12 protein-coding genes are annotated in these 13771 nt (G+C 75.1%); 7 read left to right on the top strand and 5 right to left on the bottom strand.

Annotated features, from left to right (window positions below; translation table 11 throughout):
* Positions 1-151: 151 nt before the first annotated feature.
* Positions 152-2065 (top strand): helix-turn-helix domain-containing protein, encoded by a 1914-nt coding sequence (locus ACF1AG_RS06870; protein ID WP_391809410.1) that lies wholly within the window; start codon positions 152-154, stop codon positions 2063-2065.
* Between the two features lie 6 nt (positions 2066-2071).
* On the opposite strand, the gene ACF1AG_RS06875 is transcribed toward ACF1AG_RS06870, so the two are convergent.
* Positions 2072-3817 (bottom strand): pyruvate dehydrogenase, encoded by a 1746-nt coding sequence (locus ACF1AG_RS06875; protein ID WP_359607391.1) that lies wholly within the window; start codon positions 3815-3817, stop codon positions 2072-2074.
* A gap of 66 nt (positions 3818-3883) precedes the next feature.
* Positions 3884-4882, bottom strand: coding sequence for a protein phosphatase 2C domain-containing protein (locus tag ACF1AG_RS06880; protein WP_387795386.1), 999 nt, complete (start codon positions 4880-4882; stop codon positions 3884-3886).
* A 1060-nt stretch (positions 4883-5942) separates the two neighbouring features.
* Here ACF1AG_RS06880 and ACF1AG_RS06885 point away from each other — a divergent pair.
* Entirely contained in the window at positions 5943-6425 is a 483-nt protein-coding gene (locus ACF1AG_RS06885) for a DUF456 domain-containing protein (RefSeq protein ID WP_175446692.1), read from the top strand.
* Positions 6426-6444: 19 nt separating this feature from the next.
* On the opposite strand, the gene ACF1AG_RS06890 is transcribed toward ACF1AG_RS06885, so the two are convergent.
* The gene (locus ACF1AG_RS06890) at positions 6445-6939 is read right to left on the bottom strand and encodes a methylated-DNA--[protein]-cysteine S-methyltransferase (RefSeq protein WP_391809411.1); all 495 of its coding nucleotides are present in this window, start codon (positions 6937-6939) and stop codon (positions 6445-6447) included.
* 5 nt (positions 6940-6944) lie between these two features.
* Complete coding sequence (locus tag ACF1AG_RS06895) at positions 6945-8330, bottom strand: bifunctional transcriptional activator/DNA repair enzyme AdaA (protein WP_391809412.1); 1386 nt, start codon at positions 8328-8330, stop codon at positions 6945-6947.
* Positions 8331-8464: 134 nt separating this feature from the next.
* On the opposite strand from ACF1AG_RS06895, the gene ACF1AG_RS06900 reads away from it, so the two are divergent.
* Together ACF1AG_RS06900 and ACF1AG_RS06905 are read left to right on the top strand one after the other, a co-directional pair.
* A complete protein-coding gene (locus tag ACF1AG_RS06900; RefSeq protein WP_359608053.1) occupies positions 8465-9145 on the top strand; it encodes a HEAT repeat domain-containing protein in 681 nt (226 codons plus the stop codon).
* Between the two features lie 7 nt (positions 9146-9152).
* Positions 9153-10157, top strand: a complete 1005-nt coding sequence (locus ACF1AG_RS06905; protein ID WP_359749457.1) for a HEAT repeat domain-containing protein — start codon at positions 9153-9155, stop codon at positions 10155-10157.
* Positions 10158-10225: 68 nt separating this feature from the next.
* Here the strand turns inward: ACF1AG_RS06905 and rsgA are convergent, their stop codons facing one another.
* Positions 10226-11227 carry a ribosome small subunit-dependent GTPase A gene (gene rsgA / locus ACF1AG_RS06910; RefSeq protein ID WP_391809526.1) on the bottom strand — a complete coding sequence of 334 codons (1002 nt, stop codon included), beginning with the start codon at positions 11225-11227 and terminating at the stop codon, positions 10226-10228.
* A gap of 767 nt (positions 11228-11994) precedes the next feature.
* Here rsgA and ACF1AG_RS06915 point away from each other — a divergent pair.
* The 3 genes from ACF1AG_RS06915 to ACF1AG_RS06925 are packed head-to-tail and all read left to right on the top strand — an operon-like array spanning position 11995 to position 13738.
* Positions 11995-12129 carry a hypothetical protein gene (locus ACF1AG_RS06915; protein ID WP_359601359.1) on the top strand — a complete coding sequence of 45 codons (135 nt, stop codon included), beginning with the start codon at positions 11995-11997 and terminating at the stop codon, positions 12127-12129.
* A complete protein-coding gene (locus ACF1AG_RS06920) occupies positions 12126-12800 on the top strand; it encodes a restriction endonuclease (RefSeq protein ID WP_391809413.1) in 675 nt (224 codons plus the stop codon). The genes ACF1AG_RS06915 and ACF1AG_RS06920 overlap by 4 nt, the downstream gene beginning before the upstream one ends.
* A complete protein-coding gene (locus ACF1AG_RS06925; protein WP_391809414.1) occupies positions 12800-13738 on the top strand; it encodes an NUDIX domain-containing protein in 939 nt (312 codons plus the stop codon). The genes ACF1AG_RS06920 and ACF1AG_RS06925 overlap by 1 nt, the downstream gene beginning before the upstream one ends.
* Positions 13739-13771 lie beyond the last annotated feature (33 nt).

Raw genomic sequence — 13771 nt, forward strand, 5'->3', positions numbered from 1 at the left:
CCGTCGCGGACGACCGGCGCAAGCGTCGCCGCCCGATTGCCCGGCATGGAACCATCCCAGCCCGTCCGACGTGCAGTGATACAGGGTGCCTGGGATGCCCTGGGACGCCCGGTGGAGGCGGACGCGGACGAGTGACGGGGAGACGGGGCCGGTGTCGGCACAGGACGAGGTGACGGAGTTCGCGGCGCTGCTGCGGGAGCTGAAGGGACGCACGGACCGCAGCTACGGCCAGCTGGCCCGCCGCCTCGGGATGAACACCTCGACCCTGCACCGCTACTGCGCCGGCGACGCGGTCCCGGTCGACTTCGCCCCGGTCGAACGCTTCGCCGCGCTGTGCGGCGCGACGGACGCGGAACGTCTCGACCTCCACCGCCTGTGGCTCCGCGCCGCGGAGGCACGGAGGCGGCCGCGGGGCGGGGCGACTTCGACGGCGACCCCGGGGCAGGACGGGTCGGCTTCGGAGCCCGCCGGCGGGGACGCGGACAGGACGCCGGACGGCGTGGGCGGGCGGGGTGGCCCGGGCTCACCCGAAGGCCCCGCCAGGGACGGGCGACGGCCGGAAGCCACGGGCCACTGCCCCGAGTCCGACGCCACGCCTGCCGGCACGGACGCGGACGGGACGCGTGAGGGCGAGCGCGGGCCGGGCTCGCCCGAGGAACCCGCCACAGATCGGAAGCGGCCGGACACCGCAGAGCACGGCTCGGCGTCGGGCGTCGGGGCGGACGCTCCGCCCGGCGGTGGGCACGGGCCCGGGACCGCAGGGCCGGGCTCAGGGCCGGGTGACACGCCCGGCACGGGGGCGGACTCGGTGTCGAGCGCTGCGCGGCGCGACGGTGCGTCCCGCCGCTCGTACGCGCCGCGCCGGGCGGAGCCCGGCCACGTGCGGCCGGGTGCTCTGCCGCCGCACGGCGGGCAGGCGGGTGCCGCGGACGACGACCCGTCAGCCACCGATGTCGCGACGGCCGGTGCCCGGCCGTCGCGCGGCAGTACCGCGGGCACCGGGCCGGACGGTGAACCGGGCGCCGTGGAGGCGAACGATTCCGGCCACGCCGAGGGACCGGGCGGGGACGACACCCATGTCGTGAGCGGGCCCGTGAGTCCCGGTCACGGACCCGCGCGGCGTTGGCGGCGCAAGCGTCTCGCCGTCGCCGTCGCCGCCATGTGTGCCGTGCTCGCCACCGTCGGGAGCCTGTCGTTCCTGCCGGACGACCGGAAGACGTCCGGGAGCGGAGCCGTCGGGGCGGCGGAGGAAGGCCGGGAGAGCGGCGCCGGGGACGGCGCCGGCCCCGCCCGGTCGGTCGCGCCCACCGGCTCCCCCTCGGTCCCGGTGTCGTCCTCGCCGTCCCCCTCCGTCTCCCCCTCCGCCCGTCACGGCGGGAACGGCACCGTGTCCAAGGCGCCGAGCCCCGCCGGCTCCTCGACCGCGCCGGAGGACGCGCCCGCAGGACCGCCCCTCACCTGGTCGGTGAACGACCACGCCTGGGCGCACGGCTGCGGGCACGACTACGTGGTGGCGAAGCCGCCCGCCCAGGTGCCTCCGCCGCCCGCCCCGCAGGACGCCCGGACCTGGGCGGCCACGCAGGGCGCCGTGCACGGCAAGGAGACGCTGGTGGAGCTGTCGGTGCAGGGGAAGACCGACACGGCCGTCGTCCTCACGGCGCTGCGCGTCCGGGTGACCGGCCGTTCGGCGCCGGTGCCCGGCAACGCGTACGCCATGGACCAGGGCTGCGGCGGCGCGCTGACCCCGCGCTACTTCGACGTGGACCTGGACAAGGACCGGCCGATCGCCCGTGCGGTCGCCGGGAACGACGCGGGCACGCCGATCCCCGCGGTGCGGATGCCGTACCGGGTGTCCGCGACCGACCCCGAGGTGCTGCTGATCACCGCCCGCACCGAGGGCTGCGACTGCCGTTGGTGGCTGGAGCTGGACTGGTCCTCGCAGGGCCGCACCGGCACGGTGCGGATCGACGACCGGGGCCGTCCCTTCCGCACCAGCGCCGTCGGGGGCCTGCCGCACTACGAGTACGACACCCTGAACCGCTCCTGGCGGACCCGGAACAACTGAACGCGCCTACGGGCGCGGCACGTTCCGCAGGTTGGAGCGGGCCATCTGGACCATCCGGCCGACCCCGCCGTCCAGCACGATCTTGGAGGCGGACAGGGCGAACCCGGTCACCATCTCCTTGCTGATCTTCGGCGGGATGGACAGCGCGTTGGGGTCGGTCACGACGTCCACCAGCGCCGGGCCCTTGTGCTTGAACGCCGCCTTCAGCGCGCCCGCGAGCTCCTTCGGCTTCTCCACCCGCACCCCGTACGCCCCGCAGGCCTGCGCCACGGCGGCGAAGTCCGGGTTCTTCATGTCCGTCCCGTACGAGGGGAGTCCGGCGACCAGCATCTCCAGCTCCACCATGCTCAGCGAGGAGTTGTTGAACAGGACCACCTTCACCGGCAGGTCGTACTGCACGAGCGTGAGGAAGTCGCCCATCATCATCGTGAATCCGCCGTCGCCGGACATCGACACGACCTGCCGGTGCCGGTCGGTGAACTGCGCCCCGATCGCCATCGGCAGCGCGTTGGCCATCGAGCCGTGGGAGAACGACCCGATGACCCTGCGGCGGCCGTTGGGCGAGATGTACCGCGCGGCCCACACGTTGCACATTCCGGTGTCGACGGTGAAGACGGCGTCGTCGTCGGCCAGGTCGTCCAGTACGGACGCCACGTACTCGGGGTGGATCGGCACATGCTTCTCCACCTTGCGGGTGTACGCCTTCACCACCCCCTCCAGCGCCTCCGCGTGCTTCTTCAGCATCCGGTCGAGGAACTTGCGGTTGTCCTTGGTTCGCACCCGGGGCGTGAGACAGCGCAGTGTCTCCTTCACGTCGCCCCACACCGCGAGGTCCAGCTTGGACCGCCGCCCGATGATCTCGGGCCGCACGTCCACCTGGACGATCTTCACGTCGTCGCCGGGCAGGAAGGCGTTGTACGGGAAGTCGGTGCCGAGCAGGATCAGCAGGTCGCACTCGTGCGTCGCCTCGTACGCCGCGCCGTAGCCGAGCAGCCCGCTCATCCCGACGTCGTACGGATTGTCGTACTGGATCCACTCCTTGCCGCGCAGGGCGTGTCCCACCGGCGCCTTGATCTTCCCGGCAAACTCCATCACCTCGGCGTGCGCGCCCTTCGTGCCGGCGCCGCAGAACAGGGTGACCTTCTCGGCGCGGTCGATCATGTCGACGAGCTTGTCGATCTCGTCGTCACCGGGGCGGACCGTGGGCCGGGAGGTGACCAGCGCGGTCTCGGGCGCCTGGTCGGGGGCGGGTTCGTCGGCGAGGTCGCCGGGCAGCGAGACGACGCTGACCCCGGACCGGCCGACCGCGTGCTGGATGGCGGTGTCCAGCAGCCGGGGCATCTGCCGGGGGCTGGAGATCAGCTCGCTGTAGTGGCTGCACTCCCGGAACAGCTGGTCCGGGTGGGTCTCCTGGAAGTAGCCGAGGCCGATCTCGCTGGAGGGGATGTGGGAGGCGAGGGCCAGGACGGGCGCCATGGAACGGTGGGCGTCGTACAGGCCGTTGATGAGGTGGAGGTTGCCGGGTCCGCAGGAGCCGGCGCAGGCGGCGAGCCGACCGGTGACCTGCGCCTCCGCGCCGGCCGCGAACGCGGCGGTCTCCTCGTGCCGGACATGGATCCAGTCGATGGCTGAGTTGCGGCGCACGGCGTCCACGACCGGGTTGAGGCTGTCCCCGACCACGCCGTACAGGCGTTTGACTCCCGCGCGGACGAGGATGTCGACGAACTGTTCCGCGATGTTCTGTTTGGCCATGGTTTCCGTCTGCCCCTCGGGTGCCGGAGATGCCTGACGGATTCCATGAATTCACACCGGGCGCGCTCACGCCTCCCAGACGGCCACGGCCGTACGGTCGTCGGCGTACCCCTTCACCCGTACCTGGGTGTCCGCCAGATACGCCGTCAGCCCCGGCGGTTCGGGTGCGGACCACCGGTCGGCGAGGTGGGCGCGCAGTTCGGGTTCGCCGCGCAGCGGTTCGGCGAACCCGGTGCCGCACATCAGCAGCACATCACCCGTGCGGGCTACGGAGGTACGGAACCGGAAGGGCTCGCGGGGCGGTCCGGGGGCCGGCTCGTACGGGCTCGGGGGTGTGGGGATGCCGAGGTCCATGGTGAGGCGGTCGCCGTCCGGCGTCTCGTGCGGCGCCGAGCCGAAGCCGAGCACCGGCTCGCCCTTCACGTCCGCGACCTCCGGCTCGATGTCCTGCCACTCGCCGTCCCGCAGCCGGAACAGCCCTCCGGGGCCCACCCCGAAGAACACCCGGGTGCGGCACCCGGGGTCGCCGGACAGCAGCAGGCAGCGCAGGGTGGCCGCGTAGTCGCCGGGGTCGAGGCCCTGTTCGGTCGCGGCGGCGCGCAGTTTGCCGAGACTGCGGTCGGTGAGGCGGTGCAGACCGGCCTTGAGGTCGGCGCGGCGGGCGGCCCGGATGTCGGCGGTGAGCCGCTCGTGGCTGCGGCCGACCGCCGCGGCGATCCAGCGGCACACCTCGGCGGCGGCCAGATGCGCGCCGGGCGCGGTCCTGGTGCCGGTCGCCAGCGCCACCAGCACGAGGGCCCGCTCTCCCGCCCCGAACCGCGCGGTCAGCAGCGCGTCACGGCGGGGCTCGCCCCGGTACCGGGCGGAGTCCCCGCGCACGGAGACGGCCCGCAGCGTGCAGGCGCCGTAGCGGGCGCCGTCCAGCACGGTGTCGGGGACGAGCGCGTCCAGATCGTCGGGGTCGGCGGCGGGAAGGGCGGTGGGTTCCGCGTCGTAGGTGGGCGGGCGGGCGCCGACGTGGACGCGGGAGGGAAGCGGCGGCGGAAGGGGCCCGAGCCTGGACACGGGACTCGCGTCCTCCGGCCCACCGTCGGACGACGCGGCGGGGGTCCAGTCACCGTAGGCGGGGGCGGCGGTGGGTCCGGAGGGGGGTGACGGGTCGGGGAGGGTGGGGGTGGGGGCGTCGGGTGCGGACGGATTCGCCCCGGGTGACGCGGCGGCCCCGTCACCCGGCCGCCTGGGCTCGGCCCCCGTACGCCGGGTGGGCGACGCTTCCGGGGCGGACGACGGGGCAGCCGGACGGCCCGGCCCCGACGGGGGCGCGGGCGCCGGCCCCGTCGGTGCGGTCGCCGGCCCGGGCGGTGCGGTCGCCGGCCCGGGACCCGGCCCCGGAGGAGACGCGGGCGGCGAGCCCGCCGGGGACGGCCTGCCTCCCGGCGGGTGCGGCGACGGCGCCTGGCCCGGGGGCTGCTCCGGTGGGACGGGAGCACCGTGCCCAGGTGACTGGCCCGGGGGCTGCTCCGGTGGGACGGGAGCACCGTGCCCAGGTGACTGGTCCGGGGCCGGAGGCATCGGGGGCCTCGTGGTCGGCGCCTCATGGGGCGGCCCCGGCCGCGTGGGCGGTGGCTTCGGCGGGGCGGCCGGGACGTCGGGCGGCTCCGTGGCCGGACGGGCGAGGACCGGGCCGGGGCGGGCCGGGGGTGTGGACGTCGGAGGGGTGTCCGTGGAGGGCTCGGGCTCCCACCACGCGCGTGGTGGGGGCGGCGTCCGGCGCTGGCCCGGCAGCACCGGGGGCCCGGGGACCTCCCGTGGGTCCGGGGCCGAGGGGGCGGGCGCCCCGTCTGAGCCCACCGCTCCCGCAGCCGAGGCGAACCGGTCCTCCAGGGAGTCTGCCGCGGGCGCCGGCCCCGTGTCGTCGGAGGCGTCGTCGTACAGCCGACCCCACCAGTCGTCCTCGGGACCGGGACCGGTGGGCCCGCCTGGCCTTCCCCCCTGCTGACTCATGCCCTCAATTGTCCACCGGACGGGCCGGATGAAAACGGGGCATCGGGAAAATCACCACCGCGCGCGGCGGCCCCCATGCTTCCGATCTGCGCCGTTCCGTACCCTCCTGCACCCTGGACAGATGGGAGCGTGGGACCTCCTGCTCACCGGACTGGTGCTCCTGTTCGGTCTGTGCGGAGTGCTGGTGCCCGGGGTGCCCGGGTCCTGGCTGGTGTGGGCCGCGGTCCTGTGGTGGGCGCTGAAGGACCCGCAGGCGGTCGCGTGGTGGGTGCTGGTGGGGGCGACCGTGGTGCTGTTCCTGTCGCAGGTGATCCGCTGGGCGCTGCCGCCCCGCAGACTCCGGGAGGGCGGCGTGGACGCCCGGCTGCTGACGTACGCGGGCGGCGGCTCGTTCGCGGGTTTCGTCGTGCTGCCGGTGATCGGCGCGATCCCCGGCTTCCTCGCCGGGGTGTACGTCCACGAGCGGATCCGCCTCGGCCGCCGCGGGGAGGCGAGGGCGGCGGTGCGCACGGTGATGCGGTCGGGCGGGTGGAGCCTGCTGACGGAGCTGTTCACCTGCCAGCTGATCGCGGCGGCGTGGCTCGGCGCGGTGTTCTTCGGCTGAGTGGCGCACCGCGGAGGGCTCACACGGGCGGCAGCACGCCCTCGTGGGTGAGCAGCCGCACCTTCCGCTCCAGCCCGCCGGCGTACCCCGTGAGGGAGCCGTCGGCGCCGATGACGCGGTGGCAGGGGCGGACGATCAGCAGCGGGTTCGCGCCGATGGCGCCGCCGACTGCGCGGACGGCGGCCCGGGGCGCCCCGACACGCGCGGCGATCTCCCCGTAGGTGGCGGTCCCGCCGTACGGCACGTCGTCGAGGGCGGCCCATACCTTCTCCCGGAAGGGGGTGCCGACGGCCCGCACGGGCAGCCGGAACTCCTTGAGGTCGCCGGCGAAGTACGCGGCGAGCTGTCGTTCCGCCTCGCGGAAGGGCCCGGCGTCCCGCGTCCAGTCGTCCAGGACCACGGTCGCCTTCTTCTGCCCCGGCACGGTGAGCGAGGTCAGCTCGCCGGTCGGGGCGGCGGTGAGCAGCAGCGGCCCGAGCGGGCTCTCCACGTGCGTCCAGTACGTCGTCGTCATGGGGATCACTCCAACTCCCCTGCCGTGCGCAGGTGGTTGAGGGCGTAGGAGCGCCAGGGGCGCCAGCTGTCGGGGGTGTCGATGCCGGGCGGGGCCACGTCGGGGTCGCCGAGCGCACGGGTGCGGATCTCGGCGACCGTACGGTCGTCGAGGCCGGGGACGGCGGCGAGGGCGTCCCGCGCCACGTCCCGGTCGGCGCCGGGCCCGAGCCGTACGGCGCCGTCGGCGAGGGCGCCGGTGAGCGCGCCCAGGGTGCCGCCGGGTTCGGCGCCGGCGAGGACGGCGGCCTCCGGGAAAAGGTGGGTGAGGCCGCCGCAGGGCGCGTCGAGCCGTTTGCCGTAGCGGCGGACCAGTTCGGCGGCCGTGTCGCGGCCCACGAGCGCCCGTACGGCGACCTCGTCGGGGTCGGCGGCGCCGGGCGAGCGCAGTCCGGGGCGGGCCGCGACCAGCGGGGCGAGCCGGGCGTCCGCGCCGAGGCGCTCGTCGACGGCGTAGGGGTCGGCGTCCAGGTCGAACAGCCTGCGCAGCCGCTGCACGGCGGTGGTGAGGTCGCGCAGGTCGGTGAGGTGGACGCGGGCGTCGAGCCAGCCGCCGGGGCGGGCCCCGGTGCCGGTGTGCGGGCGCTCCTCGACGGCGGCGATGCCGGTGCCGTAGGGCAGGCGCAGGGTGCGCCGGTAGGTGCGGGCGCCGGGCGTCCCGGTCATCTCCTCGACGCCGGGGACGGCCTCCCGTTCCAGCAGGTCGAAGACGGGGCGCGCCTGGTAGGGGCCCCGGTGGGCGAGGCGCAGGGGCACGCCCGCGGAGGGGGCGCCGGGGCGGGGGCGCCCTCTGCGGGGCGCGGTGGCGCGCAGTCCGGTGGGCGTGGCGGCGTACACGGCGCGGACGGTGTCGTTGAACTGCCGCACGCTGGCGAAACCGGCGGCCCACGCGACTTCCGTGACCGGCAGGCCGGTGGTCTGGAGCAGCACGCGCGCGGTGTGGGCGCGCTGGGCGCGGGCCAGGGCGACCGGCCCGGCGCCCAGCTCGGCGGTGAGCTGCCGCTGCACCTGGCGGGCGCTGTAGCCGAGGCGCGCGGCGAGTCCGGCGACGCCCTCGCGGTCGACGACGCCGTCGGCGATGAGCCGCATGGCGCGTCCCACGGCGTCGGCCCGTACGTTCCACTCTGCGGAGCCGGGCACGGCGTCGGGGCGGCAGCGTCGGCAGGCGCGGAAGCCCGCGCCCTGGGCCGCGGCGGCGGTCGGGAAGAAGCGCACGTGTGCGCGTTTCGGGGTGACGGCGGGGCAGCTGGGCCGGCAGTAGATGCCGGTGGTCCCGACGGCGAAGAAGAACACGCCGTCGAACCGGGCATCCCGGCTGCGCACCGCCTCGTACCTGCTGTCCTCGTCCGTCATACGGTCAAGTGTCCCTTGGCGGGGAGGGCCGGGCTGGCGGAAATCGGACATGGAACCCCCCGGAGGGCTCGGCGGGGGCGGCTTGACCCTGACACGGTGAGAAGGTCTTCACTGGCGTGCCTGGAGGTGCTCCGATGACCATGCCCAAGGCGGAGACGACGACAACAGCACGGGTGCTCGCGGGACTGCGGCACGACGACTCCTCGGTGCGGCTGCGCGCGGCGCTGGCGGCCGGGTCGGACCCGGACCCGGGGTTCGTGGAGCCGCTGGTGGAGCGGTGCGGGGTGGAGCCCGTGTTCCATGTGCGGGACATGCTGACATGGGCCCTGACCCGGCACCCGGAGACGGTGACGGTGCCGCGGGTCCTGGCCGAGCTGGGGTCGCCGAAGGCACGGGCGCGGAGCCAGGCGCTGCACACCCTGTCGAAGATCGGTGACCGGAGCGTGTGGCCCGCGGTCCCCCGGTCGCTGCTGACCGACCCGGACGACGAGGTGGCGCGGACCGCCTGGCGCACGGCGGTGCTGCTGGCGCCGGAGGACGAGGCGGCGGAGCTGGCGGAGGTGCTGGTGTCGCAGCTCGGGCGGGGCGGGCGGGAGACGCATCTCAGTCTCAGCCGGGCGCTGGTCGAGCTGGGCGAGCCGGCGGTCCCGGCGGTGCGGGCCGCGGCGGACCGTCCGGACCCGCGGGTCCGGGGCCACGCGCTCGCGACGGAGCGGCTGCGGCGCGACCCCGAGGCGGGGTTCGCGTACGCAGTGGAGGAGGCGAAGCGGGCGGTGTCGCTGGGTACGGACGCGGTTCCCGGTCAGGAGGAGTGAGGCAGGCGTGCTGATCGGTGAGGTGGCGCGGCGGTCCGGGGTCAGCCCCCGCATGCTGCGGCACTACGAGTCGCTGGGCCTGGTGCGGCCGACGGGCCGTACGGCGGCCGGGTACCGCGCGTACACGGAGGAGGACATCCGGCGGATCTTCCACGTGGAGAGCCTGCGGTCGCTGGGGTTGTCGCTGCGGGACGTGGGCCGCGCCCTGGACGACCCCGGCTTCACCCCGTCGGGTCTCGTCGCGGACCTGGCGCGGCGGACGCGGGAGCGCATCGCGCGGGAGACGGAGCTGCTGACGCGGCTCCAGCGGATCGACGCGGCGGAACCCGCCGACTGGCAGGAGGTCCTCCAGGTCGTCGCGCTGCTGCGGAATCTGCGGTCGGGGGACGCGGGGATGCGGCAGCGGGCCGCCCTGTCGTCGGTGGACACCGCGCCGGTGCCGGTGGAGGCGCTGGTGGAGGCGGTGCTGAGCGAGACGGACCCCAATGTCGCCGGGGCCCTGCGGTGGGCGCTGGCGCAGGCGGGTGAGCGGGGCCCGGAGCTGCTGGCGGCGGGGCTGGGGTCGGCGCTGCCGGAGGTGCGGGGGCGGGCGGTGCGGTGCCTGGCGGAGATCCCGGGCGAGCGGGCGACGGCGCTGCTGCGGGAGGCGCTCGGGGACGCGGCCCCGTCCGTGCGCCGGACGGCGGCCCTGGAGCTGGGGGCGCGCGGGGTGGCGGAGGCGATGCCGGAACTGGTCGGCATGGTCGTCGAGGAGGCGAACGACGTCGACGCGGCGGACGCGCTGGGGACGCTCGCGGGCGACGCGGCGGTGGCGGAACGCGTCGTGACGGCGCTGTCGGACCGCCTGGCCGACGCCGCCCTGGACCCGTCCGCGCGCCGCCGCGTGACGCAGGCGCTGGCCGAGATCCCGGGTCCGGCGGCCACGGACACGCTGAAGTCCCTGACCGGGGACCGGGACCGGACGGTGGCGCTGACGGCGCGGTACGTGCTGGAGCTGCGGGAGCCGGGCTGAGCCTGAGCCGTCCCGCCGGGTGCCGTCGGGGGCACCCGGCGGGGCGGGGGGCCTGCGCGGCGGGGAGGTCAGCGCATCCGCCCCCGCTTGGCCTCCATGGCGGCCTTGCCGATGGCGCCCTTGCGCTTCCAGTCCTTGCGGATCTCGGCGCGGAGGCGGGCGTCGGTCTTGGCGACGATGTACTGGTTCTCCCGGAGCAGCTTGCGGTAGCTGTCCAGGCGGCGTTGCGGCAGCTGGCCGGTCTCGATGGCGTCGAGGACGGCACAGCCGGGTTCGCTCTCGTGGGCGCAGTCGTGGAACCGGCAGTTCTCCGCGAGATCCTGGATCTCGGAGAACACCTGGCCGACACCGGTGCCGGCGTCCCACAGGCCGACGCCCCGCAGACCGGGGGTGTCGATCAGGACTCCCCCGCCGGGCGTCAGGAGCAGGTTGCGGGTGGTGGTGGTGTGCCGGCCCTTGCCGTCGGCGTCCCGGGTGGCCTGGACGTCCATGACGTCCTCGCCGAGGAGGGCGTTCGCCAGGGTGGACTTGCCGGCGCCGGACTGTCCGAGCAGCACCGAGGTCCCGCCGGACACGATCGCGGCGAGCACGTCGATCCCTTCGCCGTCCTGCGCGCTGACGGTGAGGAGGGGCACGCCGGGCGCGGTCGCCCCGACGTCCTGCACGAGGTACGAGCGGGTCGCCGCGTCCGGTACGAGGTCGGCCTTGGTGAGCACCACGACCGGCTGCGCCCCGGACTCCCACGCCAGCGCGAGGAACCGCTCGATACGGGCGAGGTCCAGCTCGACGGCGAGGGACACGGCGACGACCGCGTGGTCGACGTTCGCGGCGAGGATCTGCCCCTCGGACCGCTTGGAGGAGGTGGACCGCACGAACGCGGTACGGCGGGGCAGCAGCGTCCGCACGTAACGGGGGCGGGCGCCCTCGGGGTCGACGGCGGCCCAGTCGCCCGTGCAGACGACCTTCATGGGGTCGCGGGGGACGACGTACTCGGTGTCGGCGCGGATCACCCCGTCCGGGGTGGCCATGTCGCACAGCCCTCGGTCGACCCGGACCACCCGGCCCGGCACCAGCCCCTGAGCGGCGTACGGAGCGAAAGCCTGCTCCCACTCCTCGTCCCAGCCGTAGGGGGCCAGGGAGTGCGAGGAGGCGGAGTCGGAAGAAGAGGAGAACTTCAAGGGAAACCCTTCGAAGGGCGGCCCCGGCGGCGCGCGTTCACGGACGCGCGAGAAGTTGAGAGGTCAGCCGGAGACCACGGAGGTGAACGAAACGAACGACTGAATGCGGGCACGGCCCATCACGGAGACAGTCATCGGTCACACCTCCCAGGATCCTCGTCACGGACGGCGCCCAAGGGCGCCTTGCCGACGCGGCACACATTAGAGGGCCCGCAGTCGGCCCGCCAACCATTTTTCCGGCCCGCCCCGCGGGGCGCGCCGGTGGCGAACCGGCGCCCACCTTCTGCGCTCGCGCGTACGGGGAGCTCGCGCGCGCTCCTCGACTTCTCGCCAATCACGGCGGAGGCGCGAAGGGCTCCAGACGGACGCGTCTCGGCAGGTGAGGGCCGCGCACCGCACCCGCGGCTCGTCGCTTCCTCCGGGATGCGGGGCAGGGTGCCGTGTCGATGCGGGGCCGGCCCTGCGACCGCCTCTGGCCGGATGACGCCCCGGCCCCGCCCGGAGCCCCCGTTCGGTGTCGGTGCCCGCTGCTACACCCGGAGGTGAGGCGTACACGTTCACTTCGGGAGGGGAAGTCCGTGTCGAAAGCACCTGAGGGACGCGTCCGGGTCCGTGCTCACTACCGCCGCAGGCCCACCGCAAGGAGCAGCGCCAAGCGCATGAGCGGCTGGGCCGTCGCCGGTCTGGTGGCCGGCGTCTGGCTGTGGGGTCAGGTCTTCGGGTTCGGCGACGCCGCCGCCACGCCCCCGCCGTCCGTGCCCGCGCCCGGCGTCTCCGCGGCGGCCGGCCGATGAGGAGGCCTCGGGTGCGTCTGCGCCGCCCCAGGGGGACGGTCGAAGTCGCGTCGGCCTGCGTCGTCGGGGTCGCGGTTATCGTCCTGGCCGTACGCGTGGTGGTCCACGCCGCAGCCGTGCTGCTGGATGCGTGGCCCGTGGTGCCGGCGCTCGCCGTGCTCGCCGGGGCTGCTACCGCCTGGCACACCGCACGCTCGATCGCCGCGGGGCAGGCGGCGGCGGAGAGACTGGCCGTCCTCCGCGTCACCTTGGCGGAGTTGGACGCCGGGGACGACCGGGTCTTCGAAGAAGCGCTGAGGAGTCTGCTGATCCGCGACGGCTGGGGGGCGCGCCGCGTGGGGGGCCGGGGAGACCAGGCGGCCGACGTCATGGGCGAGCACGCGCGGCTCGGACGGCTCGTCGTCCAGGCCAAGCACACCACGGTCGGCGGAAAGGTCGGCGTGCGGGTCATGTACGAGGTGAAGGGCACCGCCGGACCCGCCCACCGGGCCCGCCACGCGGTCGTCGTCACCAACGGGACCTTCACGCGGGACGCGATGGCGTGGGGGGAGCGGCACGGGGTGCACTGGGTGGACAGGGACCGGCTGAGGCGCTGGGCCGAGAACGGCGTGGCTCTGCACGAGCTGCTCGAACTCCCGGCCCGCGCATCCCGCCTGGGCCGGGCCGCCTGATGGGCCCCGCCGAGCCGGCCTCCCGTGTCTGCGCCGACACGGTCGCTGTCCGGGACGAGGAACCAGGAATCGCCTCCGCCCTGATCCACAACGGCGGCGGGGAGTATCTGCTGCACCTGCGGGACGACATCCCCGGAATCCGCGAGCCCGGGTGCTGGTCGCTGCTGGGCGGTGCACGGGAGCCGGGAGACCGGTCCTGGGAGGACACCGTCCGGCGGGAACTGCGGGAGGAGGCGGGGCTGGACCTGCCCGCTCTGGAACCCTTCGCCGTCACCGGAGCGGTCGAGGAGGGCAGCGCGCCCGCGTCGGTGCGGGTCTACGTGGGGCAGTGGGACGGCGACCCCGCGCGGCTGCCGCTCACGGAGGGAGTGATGCTGCGTTGGTTCCGGCCGGACGACATGGACCGGCTCCGCATGCATCCGACCACCCGCGACCTGGTGCGCACACACGCGACCGGCCGGGCCACGGCGCCGAGCGGCGCGGTCCGCCACGGCGCAGGAGCTGTCCGTCACCTCGTGGGGGCGCACCTCTACCTCGAGGACCCGGCCGGTCGCGTGCTGCTCGGTCTGCGGCATCACAGCGCCGTTTTCGCGCCCAACACCTGGCATTTCCTCGCCGGGCACTGTGAGCAGGAGAGCGCCGTGTCCTGTCTGGTGCGCGAGGCCGAGGAAGAGGCCGGGCTCGGTGTCGATCCCCGGGACGTCGAGTTCGTCCACGCACTGCATCAGCTGCCCGGACCGGGCCGGTGGCCGCGGCTCCAGCTGGTTTTCCGGGCCCGCGCCTGGACGGGGGTGCCGGAGGTGAGGGAGCCGGACAAGTGTCTCGGGTGGCGCTGGTTCGACCCGGCCGCCCTTCCCGAGCGGGTCGTTCCGTACACACGTGAGGCCATCGCCCATGTGCGTGCCGGGCGCCCGTACTCGGAGGCGGGGTGGGAGTGACGGCGGCAGCGCACGGGTGACCCGGTGGAGAAG

The sequence above is a fragment of the Streptomyces sp. NPDC014764 genome, assembly GCF_043082785.1.
Taxonomy (GTDB): domain Bacteria; phylum Actinomycetota; class Actinomycetes; order Streptomycetales; family Streptomycetaceae; genus Streptomyces; species Streptomyces althioticus.